A 21404-nucleotide genomic window follows, 5' to 3' on the forward strand; every position below is an offset into this window, starting at 1 on the left:
AAGGGAGAGGACAATGCCAAATCTGACATTTGCAGAACAGGTTAAGATTGTGCTTGGAAGAAAAGGAATGACGATCAAGGAGCTTGCGGAATTGATTGAGCAGCAGACAGGGCGGAAGATGTCAAGACAGAATCTGACACAGCGCCTTGGAAGGGATAATTTTCAGGAAAAGGATATGCGCATGATAGCGAAGATTCTTGGGTGTCCGTTTCAACTGAATATCCTGACTTTGGATGAAGAGGAAGAAAAGGTGCCTTCCACAATTTATTTAAGACATAAAGAGGATGGACCTGTTCTGGAAAAAGAGGAAGAACAGGGTTTAAAAGAGCAGGAAAGGGATATAACAATAGGAGAGCTGCTCGATATCCATGCAGAACTTGAGGAGATGGAAAAAGAGCGTTCCTTAAGCCATAAGGGGCAGGATAAGAAGGAAATGGTACGGACAGAAGAGATTGTTGTGCCGGGAAGATTTTTGTCCTTGGAGAATGGAAGTAATGTGAATGCGGCAAAAAATGTATCCAGGATTTTTAAGGAATACATCAATAAGCCAAACGCAGTGCAAAGTCAGCAGCATGCTACAAAGGAAGAGAAAAAAGAAAAACCAGTAGTGAAGACTTTAAGTAAAAGAGGGGTCATGCCGGTCAGAAAGAGTGCCGATGCAGATGAAGTGACGGGAGATATCAATCCCAAGACGGGCAGGGAATACGAGACAAACAGTGTACGCGTACATCCGGCCAGAATCGGCTATGTCCAGGTGTATGATGGAGAAAAACATCAGTGGATCGATATGACGGAATGGGCTTTTATGGGATATCAGGAAAGAAAGAAAGTGCTGCTCGGCGAAAAATATGAGCCGCCGATATACTTAGAATAAGAGAGGAATTGGTGAATATGAACAAGGAAATGGAATATAAGAAGATTTTAAAGGATGAGGTGGAAGTTTTTAGGGAGAATGGAAGACGTTTTCTAAACGGAGAACTTACCAAAGCGGAGTTTAAAGGAATGTCCGGCGGTATGGGGGTGTATGCGCAGCAGGATCAGAAATCTTTTATGATCCGGCTTAGGACTCCGTCCGGAGTGGCATCGCTGGAGCACTTAAAACTCATATTATCTTATGCAAAGAAATATGAACTTGACAAGGTTCATCTTACGACCCGGCAGGCTATTCAGCTGCACAACTTAGGGATTGAGGAAGTGTGCGATATTATGAAGGATGCCATTGACCATGATCTGTTTACAAGAGGAGGGGGCGGAAATTACCCGAGAAACGTCTCCTTATCCCCGATGTCAGGGGTGGAGCAGGGGGAGGCGTTTGACGTGACGCCGTATGCGCTGGATGTCTCCAGGTACTTTCTTGGAAATGCCACGTCATACCATCTTCCAAGAAAACTGAAGGTGGCTTTTTCCTCCAGTGCACAGGATACAGCCAATGCGTCTGTGAATGATGTCGGGTTTATCGCGGTCATTGACAATGGAAAGCCGATGTTTCGGATGTATCTTGCCGGCGGAATGGGCGGAGGACCTGCAGTGGCGATCCCGTATCCGGAACTGATCTGCCCTGAGGATACGCTGTACTGTGTGGAGGCTATGGTTCAGCTTTTCGAGGCAGAAGGTGATTATAAAAACAAGGCTAAGGCAAGAACGAGATTTATCCCAAGAAGAATGGGTGTGGAGGAATTTTTAGAGTGCTACAGAAAACACCTGGCTCATGTAAAAGCATTTTACAAATTTGATGGAATCGTTCCGGAAGTGGAGGAAGAGACTGCCACGGACCATGTGCGGACTGCGACTAGAATTCCTCAGAAACAAAAGGGATTGTACAGCCTGATCTTGCACCCGCAATGCGGGCAGCTTTTGACAGAAGATCTGGAAAAGATTGTCTGGTTTATGGACAAAACTCCAAAATCTGACGCAAGGGTGAGCATGGAGGAAGATTTATATGTGAGAAATCTGACTTTGGAGCAGATAGATGAGCTTTGGGCACTGGTTGGCGAGCATATGATGGAAACGCCGCTGAAGATGACGCTCAGCTGTGTGGGTGTTCCTAGCTGCCAGATGGGAATTTTGCAGAGTCAGAAATTGTGCAGGGAGATCATCAGTGCAGTAGAGGAGGCACAGCTTGCAGATGCAGGACTCCCGCAGATCCATATAAGCGGATGTCCGAACAGCTGCTCCCGCCATCAGGTTGCGGAAATCGGATTCGCGGGGAGAAAAGCAAAAGTGGAAGGTGTCATGGAGGATGCATTTACCTTGCAGGTAGGGGGCGCCACGGCAAAAGAAGGAGCACACATGGGAGAAATAAAAGGTGTGATACTCGCAAGAGAGATTCCAAAGTTTATTGTGGAGACAGGCCAGCTTTTAAAAGAGAGCGGAAGGGCGTTTAAAGAGGAAATGCGGGGAGAGGCGTTTGAGAAACTGGTTCAAAAATATGTAGTTGCCTGATCAGAATTAGGTGTTGCAAATGGAAATAGGATTTTGCAGCACCTTTTATTCATGAAAATGGGAGAGGAGAATGTGGATGAGATGGGAGGAATTGTTGTCGCCAAAGAGAGCAGCGGGATGGAACGATAAGGAAGAATGCAGTTCTTCTGATTTGAGAAGTGAGTTTGAGAAGGATTATCACCGGATTATCGGGAGCGCGTCATTTCGGAGACTACAGGATAAGACGCAGGTATTTCCTCTTGATAAAAGTGATTTTATCCGGACAAGGCTTACTCATTCTCTGGAGGTGGCCTCTTTTGCAAAGTCTTTGGGGCAGAACGTAGGGGAGCGAATTCTTGCCTTGGACAGGGAACAGCACTTTACTGTGCGGATGAAGGAAGACGTCTGCCATATTCTGGAATGTGCCGGATTGATCCATGATATTGGAAATCCGCCCTTTGGACATTTTGGGGAGATTGCGATCCGGGAATGGTTTGAGGACAATCTTTCTTCCCTTACACTTGGTAAAAAAAGTGCGTCAGAGATTTTGTCCGGACAGATGAAGGAGGATCTGTATCATTTTGAGGGGAATGCACAAGCACTGAGGCTTGTCGGGAAACTTCATTTTCTCGCGGACGAGCACGGCATGAATCTTACATATGCGCTTTTGAGCAGTATGATCAAGTATCCTGTGAACTCCCTTGAGACAAAGGGAGGAAAAATTGGGTATTACTATGCGGATAAAGACATTTTTGACGATGTTTCCAGGACAACAGGCACGAATGGATGCCGGCATCCCTTGAGTTATCTTTTGGAGGCAGCGGATGACATTGCCTATAAAACCGCAGATATAGAGGATGCGTTTGTGAAAGGATTTATTGGGTACCAGGAGTTTTTGGATGAGCTGCGCGCTATCCACACGGACAGGGATACATGGAATGCAGATGAAATTTTGGAGATCCTGCTTTCCAAAGGAAAAGAGCTTGGCGTGGAGAGCCCGCAAGAGTATGCAGTGAAAAACTGGACCGTCCGGGTGCAGGGCTATCTGATCCAGGAGGCAGCAAAGACGTTTATGGCACATTATGAAGAGATTATGGCCGGTATATATAAAGGAAACCTGATAGAGGATTCCTCCTGTGCCAAACTGATGGGGCTTTTGGGGGATGTGGCGGACAGAAAGGTATTTTGTTCATCGTTTATTTACCGGATGGAGGCAACGGAGTCGGCTGTACTTACATTTTTAATGAATGCCTTTGTACGGGCAGCCGTCAAATATGACAGTAAGGAACGTATGTCCACGGTGGAAAAAAGAATGGTTTCGCTGATATCAGAGAATTATAAAAATGCGTATCACAGGCAGGCAAAGGGAAAAGAGGAGGATGAAAAATTATACTTGAGGATTCTGCTTGCAACGGATTATATCTGCGGAATGACGGACAGCTATGCGAAACGGCTGTATCAGGAATTGAATGCTATGAATTAAAAAAAGATATTCTAAAACAGAGGGCGGGAAAGCGTGTATAAGAAGAAGGAAATGAAACCTGCATGAATTATGCAAAAGGTATATGATTTAAAATCATGATTGCCTTCTCGCCATTATCTGAATTAGAATATTAACATAGAACATTATACACGTTAATGCGTTAAAAAGCAACTATAATAAAGTGATTTTTTTTAGAAAAGATGCATACCTTTTAGAAACAGCAGAAATTTAAGAAAGGGGTATGCAAAGTTGAAACGGTTTCTTGGATATATATATGAATATAGACAGGGAAAACGAAGCAGAAATGTGGGATTTGCCAGGATAGAAGAGGAAATGGATACAATACGGGGCCTCATCGCCATGCAGGGGCTGCAGGGAAAGAGAAGGCTGGATTTGTATTTGATCTATGGGCAGGATAAAAAAGGAAAAAGGAATTTTTTTCAGTCCTTTGACGTAAGGATGCCTTCTGTGAATATCCGGATCGAGTGCAAGGAAGGGGATGGGAAAACCCCGGCCAATGTCGTGGGGGTGTATCTGGAGGATGATGCAGGGGATACTTATGCTGTGTGCTGGAAAACAGTAGAGTTTTCGTTTGCAGATATTAGTGATGGGGAAAAAGAGTCAAATCTGTCAAAGACGGAAGAAGACATAACGCAAGAAGAGACAGAGTCAAAGGAGACAGAGGCAAAAGAGGTGGTATCGGAAGAAAAGGCAGACGGGGAATCGCTTAAGATAGAAGAAGAGAAGATTTCGGAGCAGGAAATAAATAGAGATGTGGAGAATGACAATGAGGAGGATATTTCAGAGCCCGGTGAGACACAACGCAATGAAACCTTAGAGGAACCGGATAAGGAAATGCCAGAAGAGGTAAGTTCTTGTGAGGCAGCGCAGTGTGAGGAGGAAGAGGAAGTGCGTCCTGTCAGAATGGAGAAGATCCAGAGGGAAGAGATTGCAAAACTTCCCCGCTGTGAGTGGAGACTTGCAAACAATCATTTTTTGATACATGGCTGGAGGAATTATCACCATCTTGTGCTCATTGAGGATGATGGGAAATTGTATATCGGGGTCCCTGGCATTTATCACAAAAGGGAAGCGGACGCTGCCCTTGCGTTTGGATTTCCGGAGTTTCGCTTGGTACCTGAGGATGGCCAAGACGAGGATTTTGGATACTGGTGCAGACAGGTGCGGGGAAGTATCATCAAGTAATTACAGATAGGAGAAGACAATGCTGACAAAAGATGAAAAATTTATGAAAGAGGCTGTCAAACAGGCAAAAAAAGCGTATGCTCTTGGGGAAGTTCCGATCGGATGTGTGATCGCATATGAAGGGAAGATCATCGCAAGGGGGTACAACCGCAGGACTGTGGACAAAAATACACTCGCTCATGCAGAGCTGTCTGCGATCAAAAAGGCAAGCAAAAAGATGGGGGACTGGAGACTGGAAGGGTGCACGATGTACGTGACTTTGGAGCCTTGCCAGATGTGTTCCGGGGCGATCGTACAGTCCAGGATAGACAGGGTTGTGATCGGGTGCATGAACCCTAAGGCTGGATGTGCGGGCTCCATTTTAAATCTCCTTCAGATGGCGCAGTTTAACCATCAGGTGGAGATAGAAAAAGGAATTCTGGAAGAAGAGTGCAGCCAGATGCTCAAACTGTTTTTTAAAGAACTTAGACAAAAGAAAAAACGCGAAAAAGAGCAGGAAAACAAATAGTGCCGGCATTGACAATACAGAGATTATGATGTAAAATAAAGGTCCGTGCAGCCGGGGTGTTAGCGGTACCTTGTACCCACAATCCGCTATAGTGGGGGTGAAGTTACACGGAGGGCGTATGTTTGCGGAGCTGCCCTTGATAAGTGGCGTTGAAGTCCGGGTCTTACGCGACGGGAATCTATGAACCATGTCAGGGCGGGAACGCAGCAGCATTAAGTAGAACCTTCCGGGTGCCGTGAGGGTGCCTGGGCGGAGCAGGCTGTCAAGGTAACGTCCGGGGAGATACGTTCGAAGTGTAACGCACGAAAAGAGAAGACAATGAGTCGGCAACAGCCGGCTCTTTTTTTCTATAGGCAAATATTTTCTCCTATGAGAATAAAATCTCTCCGGGAAGGATGCGCACTCATGTGAAGTGAGATAATATACTATGGATTTCCTCAAAGAAATAAAAACCTCCTGAAAGGAAAAGTTGCATAAGCAAGGAAGAAAATCAGTACAATAGTTTCGGCATATTGATTAAAAGTGAATTTTATAGTAGGATAATATTGGAAACATTGTAATGAAAAACACAAAAATTAATCTTTTTGTGAGAAAGGAGTAAAGGGAGATTGAATCCCGGGGAAATTATGAAAAAAAGGAAAAAAGGACTCAGCTGTCTGCTCATTTTTGCAATGGTCATTTCTATTTTGACTCCATGGCAGACAAGAAATGTACAGGCAGCACAGACAGAACCGGTACTGGCGTATCAGCAGACCGGAGAACATGTGGTGAGCAACACCAAAGAAAGCCGATTGATCGGCAGTCAGGAGGACTTAAACAAAATTAAGGATCTTGACAGTCTGACTGTGACAGTAAGCTTTAAGATCACAGGAAGACCAGGTGACATACATTCTCTGTTCTACGTGGGCAGCAATGCGCAGGCTGACGTGAACAAGTATGTGAACCTGTACACGATTCCTTCCAGCAACACGATCGGACTGGAAGTAAGAGGAAACAGCAATAAGTACATGCCGAAATTCACAGTGGATGCAGACTTAGATGACGGAAATTACCACAGGGTGACATTGGCGGTTGAAAAGGACAAAAGCTACAGATTTTATCTGGACGGAAAGAAAGTGAAGGAGGAGGCTGCAGGCACGACCTACGGAATCCCGGACATTGACACAACGCCGAATGTGCTTTCTTTCGGCGGCGGGGACCGCTACAGCGGAAACAGCTATCTCATGAGCGGGGCAGTAAAAAATATCAAAATCTATGATTCATCCTTGGCTGAGAATGAGATTTTAAAGGATCATGGAATTATAGATTTGGATACTGCAGAGCCGGTATATGCGGGAAGAAACTTCAATTTCTTAGACGGCGAGGCATCCCAGGATGTGAGCAGTGAACTTGATCACGTAAAAGATCTGACAAGGGGAACAGTCAATATCCGTTACCGTATGAAACAGGCGGACAGCGGCATCAATGCACTGTTCAGTGTATCAAAGAAGGATACCAATGCGACCTATGCTGCATTCTACGTAAACAACAGTACAGTTGGTCTTGAACTACGCGATACACAGCAGCTGAATACATTTGCATCCCAGGCATACGCAGACGGCACACCGCTAGAGATCAATGATTCCTACTGGCATACACTGACATGGACATTTGGTGATACCACTTCCTTGTATGTGGATGGGAAACTGGTAAAAACGGTTGACACAAATAAGTTTTTCGCAGCACTTTCTGCCGCAGACACTATGACTGTCGGGGGACTTATCAGAAATGGGAACAACTGGCATGTGCCGTGTGCAGTTGATGAAGTGACTGTTTACAAAGAGGAATTCCCGGCTGAGACAGTAAAACAGTACCATGAAGAAACCACCTTCGTTCCGGAGATTGGGCCAAATCCAGATGGAACGTACAAGAGTGAGCCGATTGATCTGTTTTATCCAGGATATGACGATTCTGCAAACTACAGAATCCCGTCTCTTCTGACAACTATGGATGGAACCATTCTTGCAGGCATTGACCAGAGGCATCAGCATTCCTCTGACTGGGGAAATATTGACACAGTTGTAAGAAGAAAAGAGAACACGGATTCCCAGTTCCAGGACAACATCACAGTACTTGATCTTGCTGACCAGACTACAGGGGGGACTAATTCTGCGTTTTTGATCGACCCTTGTATGGTTCAGGATAAAACAACAGGAAGAATCTTTATGCTGATCGATATGTTCCCGGAATCAACAGGTTTTGGTTCTGCAAAACAGGGGACAGGTTATACTGAGATTGATGGAAAATATTATCAGAAACTGGAAGATGGAAGTGGAAATACCTATACGGTCCGTGAGGACGGTGTTGTATACAATGCAAATAATGAGGTAACAGAGTACCGTGTGGTAGTGGAATGTGAAGCACCTTACAAAGAACTTGGTGATCTGTACAAAGGCGATGAATATTTGGGTAATGTATACCTGAAGACAAAGCCGGGCGCAGCGCCGCTTACTGTTTTCACGACAAGTTATCTGTGGCTGACATACAGCGACGATGACGGGAAGACATGGTCCAAGCCACAGGATCTGACACCTTATGTAAAGGAAGAATGGATGAAGTTCTGCGGCACTGGCCCGGGCGTTGGTATCCAGGCAGAGAGCGGACGTTTGATTTTCCCTATTTACTATACGAATACATATGGAAAACAGTCCTCAGCAAATATTTACAGTGATGACGGCGGACAGACATGGACAAGAGGAGAATCCCCGAACGATGGAAGAAACCACAATGGAACTACGATTTCTTCCCAGGACAACAATATTCCGGAGATTACGGAGTCTCAGATCATTCAGATTCAGAATGGTGACCTGAAACAGATCATGAGAGCTTACGGCGGTGTCCGCATTGCCACAAGCCACGATGAAGGAGAGACATGGGATGCGGAAGTTCCTGTATTGATCAGCGACTGCGAGTCTTATTGTCAGATATCTGTTATCAATTATGTGAAGGATGGAACAGAATATATTCTTCTGTCCAATCCGTCCAAGAGCGGAAGATATGATGGAACCATCCGCATGGGTGTGATCGAAGGAAACGGCGACATTACGTGGGAGGCAAAACAGCTTTACGCGGAAGGACATTTCCAGTACTCTTGCCTTACACAGATTGGAGATGAAAAATTTGCATCTCTCTATGAATTAGATGGAGATGACAACACGATCCATATTTATTACACAGAATTTGACAAGAACTGGGTATATGCAGAAGAAGTAGAACTTCCTCTGAAAGCTCCATCCGTTGTGTCCATGTCAGGCAGCAAAGAGGGAACCACGCTCAAGGCTGAGGTGACATTTGACCAGGCAATGATGGTCCTTGGAACACCGGTATTGAAACTGGATGTAAATGGTGAGGAGATGGATGCAGTTTATGCAGCTGGTTCCGGAAGCAATACGTTGACATTTACGTGTGAAGTGGAAGAAGATTGGATTGGCATTGTGAATGCGCTCGGTGTTGACGAGACGAATGGAACAATGGAAAATATGCACAATGGAAAAGTTGAAGAGATAAGCGGTATGGTTGCTGACTTGACAAAGATTCCTCACAGCAGCATGAGTGCATCAGCGTCTTCGGAGATGAATGGTGTTCAGAATGAAGGACCTGCGGCTTATGCTATTGACGACAACACGGCAACATGGTGGCATACACACTATGGTTCAGCCGGGGACGGAGTATTGCCTCAGTCGCTGACCATAACTCTTGATAAAGTGTATAACATCGACCGCTATACATACCTTGGAAGACCGGCAGGAAACAATGGTACTGCAAAAGATTATGTTCTTGAAGTAAGCACAGACAATGAGATATGGAAGACAGTGTCTGAGGGTACCTTGAAGGATACCGGAAAAGAGCATGTGCTCTCCTTTGAACCAGTAGATGCACGGTATGTGAGACTTACGGTAAACAGCTCTTATGGCAGCCAGCCGAATATGTTTGCGTCAGCAGTGGAAGTCAATATTTACCAGAATGCAAAAGCAGGCGAGGAGCCAGGACCAGAGCCGGCAGATGTTTCCACCGCAATTTTAGAACATGCGATCTCCCTTGCTGAGAATGTGGATCTGGCAGGAGTCATTCCGGCAGTGGCCGACATTTACAACAATGCGCTTGAAAATGCTAAAGATGTATTGGAAAGAGCACAGGCAGGAGACGCAACTTTGACACAGGAGACAGTGGACAATGCATGGAAACAGCTCATAAAAGCAATGCAGTTTTTAGAGTTCAAACAGGGAGATAAAACTGCGCTGGGAGAACTGATTGCAATAGCAGAAGAGATGGATATGAATGATTACCTGGAAGAGGGACAGAAGGAATTCCTCGATGCATTGGCAGCAGCAAAAGATGTGTATGAAGATGAAAATGCAATGCAGGAAGAAATTGATGCAGCAAAAAATGCACTCCTTGAGGCAATGAACAATCTGATACCAAAACCGGAAGAGCCGGAGGTAAACAAAGAAGACCTTAAGAGTGTAATTGAGGCGGCCGATGGAGTTGTTCTTGAAGACTGTCTGCCGGAAGGCCAGGATGCATTTACGCAGGCACTGGAAAATGCAAAGAATGTATATGATGATGAGAGTGCAACACAGGAGACGGTGGACAATGCATGGAAAGCACTTCTCAAAGCCATGAGCGAACTCAGACTGAAACCTGATAAGAGTGCTCTGGAAGAGCTGATCAACAAGACAAAAGACCTCAATGCAGATGAATATAAGACCGAAGGTTTTGCTGCATTCAGAAGTGCATTTGCAGCGGCAATGGCTGTCTATGAAGATGAGAATGCCACGATGGAAGAAGTGAAAAAGGCACAGACAGATTTGGAGGCAGCGGTTGCAAAACTGGAGCCTGTAAGTGCTGGTGCAGCAACAGGAAAAGATATTGTTGCAAGCACAGGGGCATCCAGTGCAACAACAGGGGACGCATCCAATAAAGCAAAACCGGGCGCTCAGAAGTCAGCCAAAACTGCGGACGAGACACAGGCAATGCTCTGGATCTGCCTGATGGCAGCAGGCGCGGCAATGCTCACGATGAGGCAAAGGAAGAAAAACAAATAGTAGAACACTTGAAAAAATAGTATGTCACTATTATAATAAATTATACTATAGTGATTGGTTTTTCTCTAATACGGACTAAAGGAGAAACGTATGGAAAACTTTCAGTTAGGTCAGCGCATTAGAGAATTGAGAAAAACGAGAATGATAAATCAGAGGGAGTTGGCAAAACGCGCTAACATGACATCATCCTATCTCGGACAGTTGGAGAGAGATGAGAAGAACCCAACCATTGGCAGCATTGAAAAAATCTGTGCAGCATTTGATCTGACTTTGTCTGAGTTTTTCTCGGAAAAGAGCGGAGAGCGCAAGGTACAGGACCAGATCTCAGAGGAAATCATGAAATATGTCAGAGAATGTACAGATTCTGAAAAGGTAATCATCTTGCAGCTGATTCGGCAAGTGTTAAAAAAGAAATAAAAATGTCAGGAAGAGAGACCCTTCGTAAAAGGAGGAGTCTCTCTTCTGCTGTTATCGAACATGTGGAAATGGATATTGACATTGATGTACCTGATATGGTAGAAAGGAAAGTGAGTTATATGAAACTAACTTAGAAGGAGGAGCACAAGTTGAAACAGCAGTCCGAAAAGGCGGAAAATAGAAGGAAAAAGGAACAGAGGGTTGTAGAAGAAATGATTTTGCTCTACTGCAAAAAGAACCACAGGAAAAAGGAGGGGGTGTGTGAAGAGTGTGCACGGCTTTTAGAGTATGCAAAATTGCGCAGTCAAAATTGCCCTTTTATGGAAACAAAAACATTTTGCAGCAACTGTAAGGTCCACTGTTACAGTCCCAAGATGAGGGAGGAGATACGAAAGGTCATGAGATTTTCCGGCCCCAGAATGCTTTTTCATCGTCCCGGGATGGCAATCTGGCATGTGGTGTGCAGTATCAGGGAAAAGAGAAAATTAAGATAGTTAAAATAAACAACAAAAAATCTAGAATAAAATAGAAAATATAAAATCTTACCAAAAAAATAAAAATTTGTATGGAAAATTGGATTTAAATGGAAAATAATAGATATCAGGATGGTTTACTGCCCAATATTTTAAGGAGGTTGAGTGATTGTGAAAAAGAGAAGGAAAATGCTTTCCCTGTTGCTTTCGGTAGCAATGGTGGGAACGATGATTCCGACAACCGGTCTGATAGCTATGGCTGCAGGCGGCACGTCATCCGAAGGTCTTGTGGCGGCAGAAAGTATCAAAGCTGATGTCGACAAAACAAAGTTTACTCACGAAGAGTGGACAGGAAATGACTATACGGATGTTGACGGCGTCAAACAAGATGCGGAAGATGTCTTTGGCATTGAGCGAGAAGACGCAAGTGCAACGATTATCCCTTATCAGAATTTTGATTCAGCAGTTGATGCTGTATGGGATTACAATGCGCGTGAAAAATCAAATTATTTCCAGCTCCTGACAGGAGATGGGAAAGACTGGGATCTCACAGTCGTGCAAAATCAGGAACAGGCTGAAAAGTTTTTGGATGCCGATAACAATGGTTTTATGGACCCTGATTTTGAGAAATCAGAGGAGGATGGATGGGCGTCCGTTGAGCTTCCGAGAAGCTGGACAACCTATGAAGATCAGGATTTTGATTTCTCCATTTACTGTAACACACAGATGCCTTGGCAATCCAAGTATGACCAGAACGTACAGGTTCCAAAGGCTGCAACGAACTACAATCCAGTGGGCTTGTACCGCAAGACGTTTACAGTAAACGATGAGATGAAAGCGGACAACAAGCGGATTTACCTGAATTTCCAGGGTGTTGAATCCGCATATTACGTTTATCTGAATGGAAAAGAAGTGGGCTACAGCGAAGATATGTTCAGCCCTCATAAATTTGACATCACAGATTATCTTGTAGATGGCGAGAATACACTTGCAGTTGAGGTGCATAAGTTCTGTGATGGAACATGGTTTGAAAAACAGGATATGATTTACGACGGAGGTATTTTCCGTGACGTATATCTGACAAGTGCACCGCTTGTTCAGATGCAGGACTACACTGTGCGTACATATTTGGATGACAATTATGAAGACGCTACTTTGGAAGTTTCAGCAGATATCAGAAACCTGTCTTCCACGGCAGCGGAAGGCTGGAGCGTTAATGTGAAAGCTGTGGACAGAGATGGAAACGCGATCGTTGACAGTGACATTCCGGTAAGTGGCGTTGGTTCTGCAAATACAAAAACTTTTAAAGGATCTTTTGCAGTAGAAAATCCAAAGCTTTGGTCAGCAGAACATCCAAACCTGTATGCGCTTGTTTTAACGTTGAAAGATGGAAACGGTAAAGAAGTGGAGACGCTTTCCACACAGCTTGGTTTCCGCGAGATTGAGTTTACTTCAACAGAAGTAGATGAAAACTACTACAATACAACAACGGAATGGGATCCAATTACGATCAACGGTAAAAAATTATTATTAAAAGGTGTAAACCGACATGATACGGATCCATTCTATGGAAAAGCAGTTTCCCAGGAAGCAATGGATAAAGATATCGAACTGATGAAAAAGAACAACATCAATGCAATCCGTACTTCCCATTACAGCAATGATGACTATCTGTACTGGCTGTGCAATCAGGAAGGTCTTTACATGATTGGGGAGACAAACCTGGAAAGCCATGCCATTATGGGGGATAACAATGCAAAAGGTCTGTTTTACGAGCTCGCTATGGACCGTACAGAGACAGCGTACAAACATTTGAAGAACAATCCGGCTATCGTGATCTGGTCTATTGGAAATGAGATGGTTTACACTTCAGACCCGAACACATCCAACGGTATGTTCCGCGATATGATCTGGTATTTCAAGAACAATGACCCTACAAGACCAGTACACAGTGAAGGCCAGAATGACTCCATGGGAACTGACATGGGCAGCAACATGTATCCGTCAGTTGACCTGGTATGGGGAAGAGCTGGAGAAGGAAGGATTCCTTATGTGGTTTGCGAGTATACACATGCAATGGGTAACTCTGTCGGAAACTTAAAAGAATACTGGGATGCAATACGCAGTTCAGATAATATGCTCGGCGCATTTATCTGGGATTGGGTTGACCAGGCAAGAGCGGTTGACTTAAATGATCTTGGAAATTCCTATGCGATCACTGACAGAACAGGAGTGAGTGGACAAGCTATTGGAACCGAAGAAGACTGGAAGGCAAACACCGGGGAAGAAGGCAGCTTAAATGGAGGAAATTCATTCAGCGGTTATACGATCATGGATAACAATGAAAAGTATAATGCAGCATTGTCAGGTACGGGAAAATCCTTTACATTTGAGGCTGTTGTAAAACCAGCATCTACAGCTCAGAACAGTGTTCTGATTTCAAAAGGGGACAATCAGGTAGCATTGAAAACACAAAGTTCAGGCTCAGGTCTTGAGTTCTTTGTATACAATGGCGGCAGCTGGAAAAACTGTACATGCGCATTCCCGGAGGATTGGGTAGGAAACTGGCATCAGGTAGTGGGAACTTACGACAAAGGAACCCTTACGATCTACATTGACGGTGAAAAGATGAATTCCACAAATGTACAGGATAGCATCAATGCATCCGGTGATCCGGTAGGTATCGGATACGATGCTGTACATGGAAGAACAGTGGATGGCGAGATATCAGTTGCACGTATTTACAACAGAGCATTGACACAAGATGAAATCAAAGCTCAAAATTCTGCAACACCTGCAATCGGCGCTGATGATGAGAGTGTACTTGCATGGGTAGACTATGCGGACGGACATGAGACAGCAGAGGTTGTTGGATGGGATTACTATGCAGAAGACTACGCACATCAGACATTGTACCAGGAAGAAGCTGACGGTCATTTCTATGGTTACGGTGGAGACTGGGGAGATGTGCCAAATGATAACAGTTTCTGTGAAGATGGTCTTATCAGTGCAGATAGAGATCCACAGCCAGAACTTGCGGAAGTAAAATACCAGTATCAGAATTACTGGTTAAGTGCAGATGTAAACCAGCTGAACAGACGTGAAGTGTCTGTGTACAATGAAAGCAGCTTTACTAATTTAAACGAGTATGATGTGACATGGCAGCTTTTGGAAAATGGAAAAGTGATCGATGAAGGTGTGGCAGAGAACACAGATGTTGCTCCGCTTACAACAGGAACGATCAACGTACCATTTGAAATGCCAGAGACAATACCGGCGGGAAGTGAATACTACCTGAATATTTCCGTAAACCTTAAAGAAGCTACAAACTGGGCAGAAAAAGGCACAGAAATGTCATATGCACAGATAAATGTTCCAGTAACAGTAGAGCAGAGTGCACCTGTATTCAGTGACAAAGAAGTAACAGTGGAAGAAACAGACAGTGCTTACAAGGTGAATGGAGAAGGTTTCAGCTTTTCTATTGAAAAAGCAACAGGAACTATGAAGAACTACACAGTAGGCGATGAGGTTCTTGTTCAGGAAGGACCTACTCCAAACTTCTGGAGAGGACGTCTGGAGAATGATAAGACAGCCTTTGATGCGAACTGGAAAACTGCAGCAGACAACATTCAGGTTGACAACATTGCAGTAGAAGAAAATGCAGCAGGACAGAAGGTAATTACAGCTGAGCTTACTCTTCCAAATGCAGGAAATACAAAAGAGACAATTGTTTACACAGTGAACGGCGATGGACAGGTGACTGTAAACATGAAAGTGGATGCTACAAAGAGCGGCATGGGCTCTTTCCTGAAGATTGGTTCTCTTATGACACTGCCTGAAGGATTTGAGAATGTAAACTGGTACGGAAACGGACCGGTTGAGACATTCTGCGACAGAAAGACGAATGCAAGACAAGGTATCTACTCCAACACAGTCAGTGAATTCTTCTATCCATATCTGAAGGTGGATGATTCCGGAAACCTGACAGACGTAAAATGGATGGAGATCACGAATGACAACTATAAAAACGGTCTTTTGATCGCAGCTACAGATACAGTGGAGGCGAGTGCACTGCACTTTACACCAAATGAACTGGATGCAGTAACTCACCCTTATCAGCTGACACCAAGAAAAGATACCATCGTAAATGTAGGCTACGGTTCTCTTGGAACCGGCGGAGCTACATGCGGACCTGGACCACTGTCTCAGTATCAGCTCCCAAGCAGCAATATCTATCAGTGGGAATTCACATTGATGCCGGTTGCAACCAATGCAACGACAGAGGAAGTTTCCGAGATGGCAAAGACTTACCATACAGTAGAGTCCTTTGATCAGGCTGCATATGACAAAGAAAGGGCTGACGAAGTCATAAAAGCGGTTGACGGTTTCTTCGTATACGATTACAGTCAGCTTGCAGAAGCGAAACAGCTTAAAGCAGACTACAATGCTCTGACAGACGCTCAGAAAGAGCTTGTAAATGCAGACAAGGATAGAGAAGAGATCATTGATGGTTACATCAATGATATCGAAGCACTTGTAAACATGGATACTTTTATCCAGGATGCAAGTAAGAATCAGCTGCTCATTCCTTATGAGACAACAGCTAGATTGGAAAAAGATGCGGACGGCATCATTATGAACGGACAGCTGGCAGTGCCATTCAACGAGGTACTTGACCCTGTGCTGGAAGGAAAGAATTCCTTCTCTGTTGAAGTAAACGTAACGCCAACAGGAAATGCAGATTACAACATGTTTGCAGGAAAAGGTGACTATGCGTTTGCGCTGCGTTGCAGATCAACCACAGTTGATTTCCACATTTATGCAGGAGGCAGCTGGAGAGCGATCGAGGCGAAACTGCCTGCAGAACTCCAGACAAATTGGATGAATCAGCAGCATCAGGTTGTTGGTACATACAATGCAGACGACAATACAATTGCAGTATACGTAGACGGTGTACTTCTTCAGGAAAAAGAGACAGGTACTCAAGAGGGAGTTGCTCATTCTGATTACAACTTTACGATTGGAGCATGCCCATCAACAGGCAGAACATCTGCGGCAGACTTTGATGATGTACATGTATACAGTAAAGCATTGACAGCAGATGAAGTTGCAGCTCAGTACTCTGACACACCTGCAATCACCGCTGACAATGAAAATGTTGCTCTCTGGGTAGATTTTGAAGAGGCAAGCATTGTACACAAAGAAAAAGAAAACATTTACTCTGTATCCATTGATCCTGCCAAAGCAGCTGTGGAACAGGGCGCAAGCACTGAGTTTACATTGAAGACAGACAATGAAAACGCAGATGTAGTGGCTGCTGACTGGACAGTGACAGATGCAGACGGAAATGAAGTGAAAGGAATTGAAATTTCCACAGATGGAAAAGACTTTACAAAAGCAACTGTTACAGTAGCTGATTCTGTAAAAGAAGGTACAGAGGCAGTGGTACACGTGGCAAATGTAAACGGAAACAAAGAATTAAAAGCAGACGCAGCACTCACAGTAGTTGCAAAACCGGATCTGGGCGTGATCAAAGACTCCAGTAAGAATGGTCTGGATACACCGGTACCAGAAACAGTAACATTTGCAGAGGCAGAAGATGGAACAAACAATGCTATTCAGGGATATTTCTCTATTGAAGATGCAAACCAAATCGTAAACAGTGCAATGACTCAGGGATCCAACTTTACGGTATCTTCCAGAGTATTTGTACCTGCATCTGCAAAAGAGAATACAGGTATCTTTGAAAACAACAGCACAGAGAAACACAATATGATCGCCGGCCTCGGTGATAACTCCTTTGCTTATCGTATCTACTACAATAAAAACTCAGGCGCAAGACACATTGATGCATATGTAAGTAACGGAACAAGCTGGGATCAGGCAACATCAGCACAGCTGGACGACAGTTTCTACGACAGCTGGCATACATTGACGGTAACCTACAGTACAACAGAAGGTCTGAAGATTTATGTGGACGGAACTGTAAATGGAGAAAAGGAAGTGGATGCAGTAACATCCGTCAACAGAAATAATGAGACATTCTCTGTAGGTTATGACCCGATCAATACAAACAGAAAATCAGAACTTACCTTTGATCAGGTAGTTGTATACAATGAGGCGCTTACAGCTGAAGAACTGGCAGCAGATCACAGCGCGGCTGATGAAAACGTTGTATTGTGGCTTGACTTTGACGAGCCGTCCACATCTGACCAGGCTACAGAAGAAGAGCTTGCAAACCTGCAGGCATTGGTTGACACTTGCACAGCGATTGAAGAAGATGACTATCTTGCAGCGGGTATGGACAACTTAAAGGCAGCTTTAGAAGCAGCACAGGATGTTCTGGATGCTGAATCTCAGACATCTGAAGAAGTACTTGCAGCACAGAGTGCTCTTCAGGCAGCAAAAGACGCACTTGTATATGTTGCAGACCTGAAAGATGCAATTGCAGATGCGGACAAAGTTGCTGAAGAAATCGACAAGTACACAGAAGAATCTGCAAAAGTATTCACAGATGCACTGGATGCAGCAAAAGCAGTTCTTGAGGACGTGGATGCAACACAGAAAGAAGTAGATGCAGCAAAAGTGGCACTTCTGGATGCTCAGGAAAAATTGGTTGTAAAACCGACTAAAGACGCACTTCAGGATGCAGTGGATGAGGCAAATGAACTTCTGAAAAATGAAGATGCATATACAGATCATTCTGTAGAAAATTTGAAAGCAGCAGTAGCAGCAGCAGAAACAGTACTAACAGATGAAGATGCAGATCAGACTCAGATTGATGCAGCTTTGACAGCACTGAATGATGCGATTGAAGCTCTGGAAAAAGTTCAGACAGGAGAAATCTCCACGGCAGTTCTTGAGTTTGCATTAGAACTTGCAGAGAAAGCAGATACAACTGGTGTTGTAGAAGATGTTGCAGAAAGATTTGAGGCGCTGAAAGCACAGGCAGAAGATATCCTTGCACGTGTTGCAGACGGTGACGAGACCGTGACTCAGGAAATGGTAGACCAGACATGGAAAGATCTTGTTGAGATCATGCAGTACTTGTCCTTTAAACAGGGAGACAAGGCAAACCTGGAAAAAGTCATTAACTTTGCAGAAAGCCTTAACCTGGAAGAATATCTGGATGCAGGAAAAGACGTATTTGGCAAAGCTCTTACAGATGCAAAAGCAGTATATGAAGACGGAAATGCAATGCAGGAAGAGGTAGATGCGGCTTGGCAGGCATTATTATCAGCAACAGCAGCACTTCAGAGAATTCCGGATAAATCTGCACTTGAAGAATTGATCAATAAGGCAGAAGGCTTGAATGCGGCGGATTATGAGGCTGAAAGCTATGCATCATTTGCAAGCGTATACGCATCTGCAATGGCAGTATACAATGACGACCAGGCAACAGCAGAAGAAGTAAAGGCAGCAGTGGAAGGTCTTGAAAATGCAGTGGCAAGTCTGGTACCTGCAGAAAACAAGGGTAAAGACAATACAAAAGACGATGAAAAGGCTATGGTTGAAGTAAGCCAGAACCCACAGAATCGTTATCTTGCAGCGAATAGCCAGGTAGCAAGCGTTGCAGACGCATCAAACAAGACAACAAATGCAAAATCTGCTAAGACAGGTGATGCCACGCCGATCGCAGGAGCTGCAGCAATGGTGGCACTTGCAGGGGCAGCAGTACTTGCAGCATTCAAACGTAAAAGAGGTTAATAAGTACTCAAATCATAATATGAGGTAAGATCCATCCTGGGCGGACCGGCGTAAGCCGGTCCGTTTTGCTGTGTCAAAAAAGTAATCCAAGCTATCGCGCAGGGGATGTCCGTGCTATAATAAACGGAATAGAGACTAGAAAATCAGAAGGAGAATCGAGAGGAAATATGAATGTCATTTTAGTGGCAGTCAATGCGAAATATATCCATTCCAATCTGGCGGTGTATTGTCTGAAGGCATATGCAAAAGAATATGGGAGGGATATCGCCATTGCAGAGTATACGATCAATCAGACCACAGACGAGATCCTGATGGATCTGTTTGAGAGAAAACCGGATGTACTGTGTTTTTCCTGCTATATCTGGAATATTGAATATGTAAAAGAAATAGTAATAGAGATAAAAAAGATACTTCCGTACACAGATATCTGGATTGGAGGACCGGAAGTGTCCTATGACAGTAAAAAGGTGCTGGAAATGCTGCCGGAGGTTTTTGGCGTGATGAAAGGAGAAGGAGAAGAGACATTTCTGGATATCATGAAATGGTATGAGAGCAAAGAAACGGGGAAACTTTTCGATATTCGGGGGATAACTTTCAGGTTTGGAGAAAAAGTTGTGGAAAATGAGTGGAGAGCAGTGATGGATCTTTCCAAAGTACCGTTTGTCTATGATACTTTAGATGACTTTGAGAATAAAATTATCTATTACGAGTCCAGCAGAGGATGTCCGTTCTCCTGCAGCTACTGCCTTTCGTCAGTTGACAAGTGCCTTCGATTCCGGGACATTGACATGGTGAAAAAGGAGCTCGCCTTTTTCCTGCAACAAAAAGTACCTCAGGTGAAATTTGTGGACAGGACATTTAACTGCAGACATGACTATGTGAAGGAGATTTGGAGGTATCTGATCAGACATGATAACGGGATCACCAACTTTCATTTTGAAATTTCTGCAGACCTTCTGGATGAAGAGGAAATTGAGATCATCCGCAGCATGAGACCTGGGCTCATTCAACTGGAAATCGGGGTACAGTCCACAAATGAGCGGACCGTACGGGAGATCAGGCGTACAATGAAATTTGAAAAGGTTGCAGAAACAGTGCGGAGGATCCATAAAGCGGGCAATATCCATCAACATTTGGACTTGATCGCAGGGCTGCCGTATGAGGACTATGAAAGTTTTCGGAAATCATTTAACGACGTATATGCCCTGAGAGCGGAGCAGCTGCAGCTTGGATTCTTAAAGGTGCTCAAAGGTTCTTATATGGAGGAGCAAAAGGAGGAGTACGGGCTTTTGTACAAAGAAAAGCCGCCCTATGAAGTGCTGGCCACAAAATGGCTTTCTTATGAGGAGATCGCACGCTTAAAGCAGGTGGAGGAGATGGTGGAAGTCTATTACAACAGCAGTCAGTTTGTGAACACCATGGAGGAGCTGGAAAAAGAGTTTTCGGATGCATTTGCCATGTTTGAGGCGCTCGCTGTATTTTATAAAGAACATGGATATACCGGGAGGAATCATTCAAGGGCTGCAAGGTTTGAGATTCTTTTTGAGTTTGCAGGACAGCTTGCTCCAAGTAAGGGAGAGCTGTACAGGGAACTTCTTACATATGATTTTTATCTGCGGGAAAATGCCAAAAACCGTCCGGCATTTGCAAAAGAGGAGACCATCGAGAAAGAGTGGCTGAGGGAGTTTTATAAAAAGGAAACTGAGGAACATAAGTATCTGAAAGGCTATGAAAGGTACGAAGTGCGTCAGCTTAGAAAGATGACGCATGTGGAGCGCTTTGAAAAGATATCAGAAAAGCCGGTGTATGTGCTGTTTGACTATCAGAACAGAAATCCTTTGAATCATCAGGCTGCTAAATTTCTTATTCTACAGGAAAGTCGTTTGGACTCCCCTGCAGAAGAAAAGCTCGGAGGGATAGGAGAGTAAAAACAAGAGTGTAAGGTTGCAAAAATGGATTAAAGAGTATAAAATGGACAAATAAACAGAAGGTGAGAATTATGAATTTTTTTAATAAAAAGACAAGACGGATCATGGCAGCTGTAATTTTAATTGTTATTGTTGCAATGCTGGTAACAATGGTCGTGCCGTATCTTTTGTAGGAGG

General features: G+C 44.2%; 10 protein-coding genes and 1 other RNA gene. All 11 read left to right on the top strand.

The features are described 5' to 3' along the window. Nucleotides 1-13: 13 nt before the first annotated feature. The 11 genes from B5F18_RS04020 to B5F18_RS04070 all read left to right on the top strand — a co-directional run bounded on the left by B5F18_RS04020 (nucleotide 14) and on the right by B5F18_RS04070 (nucleotide 21227). Nucleotides 14-874 carry a hypothetical protein gene (locus B5F18_RS04020; protein WP_087156388.1) on the top strand — a complete coding sequence of 287 codons (861 nt, stop codon included), beginning with the start codon at nucleotides 14-16 and terminating at the stop codon, nucleotides 872-874. A 17-nt stretch (nucleotides 875-891) separates the two neighbouring features. Further along, a complete protein-coding gene (locus B5F18_RS04025; RefSeq protein ID WP_242955798.1) occupies nucleotides 892-2442 on the top strand; it encodes a nitrite/sulfite reductase in 1551 nt (516 codons plus the stop codon). Nucleotides 2443-2518: 76 nt separating this feature from the next. Continuing rightward, nucleotides 2519-3904 carry a deoxyguanosinetriphosphate triphosphohydrolase gene (locus B5F18_RS04030; protein ID WP_087156389.1) on the top strand — a complete coding sequence of 462 codons (1386 nt, stop codon included), beginning with the start codon at nucleotides 2519-2521 and terminating at the stop codon, nucleotides 3902-3904. A 249-nt stretch (nucleotides 3905-4153) separates the two neighbouring features. After that, the gene (locus tag B5F18_RS04035; protein ID WP_087156390.1) at nucleotides 4154-5110 is read left to right on the top strand and encodes a DUF6128 domain-containing protein; all 957 of its coding nucleotides are present in this window, start codon (nucleotides 4154-4156) and stop codon (nucleotides 5108-5110) included. A 22-nt stretch (nucleotides 5111-5132) separates the two neighbouring features. Next, on the top strand, nucleotides 5133-5618 hold the full coding sequence (gene tadA, locus B5F18_RS04040; protein ID WP_087156496.1) for a tRNA adenosine(34) deaminase TadA: 486 nt from the start codon (nucleotides 5133-5135) through the stop codon (nucleotides 5616-5618). Between the two features lie 43 nt (nucleotides 5619-5661). Continuing rightward, nucleotides 5662-5924: signal recognition particle sRNA large type (gene ffs / locus B5F18_RS04045), an RNA gene on the top strand. Nucleotides 5925-6244: 320 nt separating this feature from the next. Beyond that, complete coding sequence (locus tag B5F18_RS04050; protein WP_143468353.1) at nucleotides 6245-10702, top strand: sialidase domain-containing protein; 4458 nt, start codon at nucleotides 6245-6247, stop codon at nucleotides 10700-10702. 90 nt (nucleotides 10703-10792) lie between these two features. Next, nucleotides 10793-11119, top strand: a complete 327-nt coding sequence (locus B5F18_RS04055; protein WP_087156392.1) for a helix-turn-helix domain-containing protein — start codon at nucleotides 10793-10795, stop codon at nucleotides 11117-11119. A gap of 149 nt (nucleotides 11120-11268) precedes the next feature. Further along, nucleotides 11269-11613: a nitrous oxide-stimulated promoter family protein gene (locus B5F18_RS04060; protein ID WP_087156393.1), complete on the top strand. Its 345-nt coding sequence runs from the start codon at nucleotides 11269-11271 to the stop codon at nucleotides 11611-11613. A 150-nt stretch (nucleotides 11614-11763) separates the two neighbouring features. Beyond that, nucleotides 11764-19299: a glycoside hydrolase family 2 TIM barrel-domain containing protein gene (locus tag B5F18_RS04065; protein WP_242955799.1), complete on the top strand. Its 7536-nt coding sequence runs from the start codon at nucleotides 11764-11766 to the stop codon at nucleotides 19297-19299. A 167-nt stretch (nucleotides 19300-19466) separates the two neighbouring features. Further along, a complete protein-coding gene (locus tag B5F18_RS04070; RefSeq protein WP_087156394.1) occupies nucleotides 19467-21227 on the top strand; it encodes a B12-binding domain-containing radical SAM protein in 1761 nt (586 codons plus the stop codon). Nucleotides 21228-21404 lie beyond the last annotated feature (177 nt).

The sequence above is a fragment of the Lachnoclostridium sp. An181 genome, from assembly GCF_002160325.1.
Taxonomy (GTDB): Bacteria; Bacillota; Clostridia; order Lachnospirales; family Lachnospiraceae; genus An181.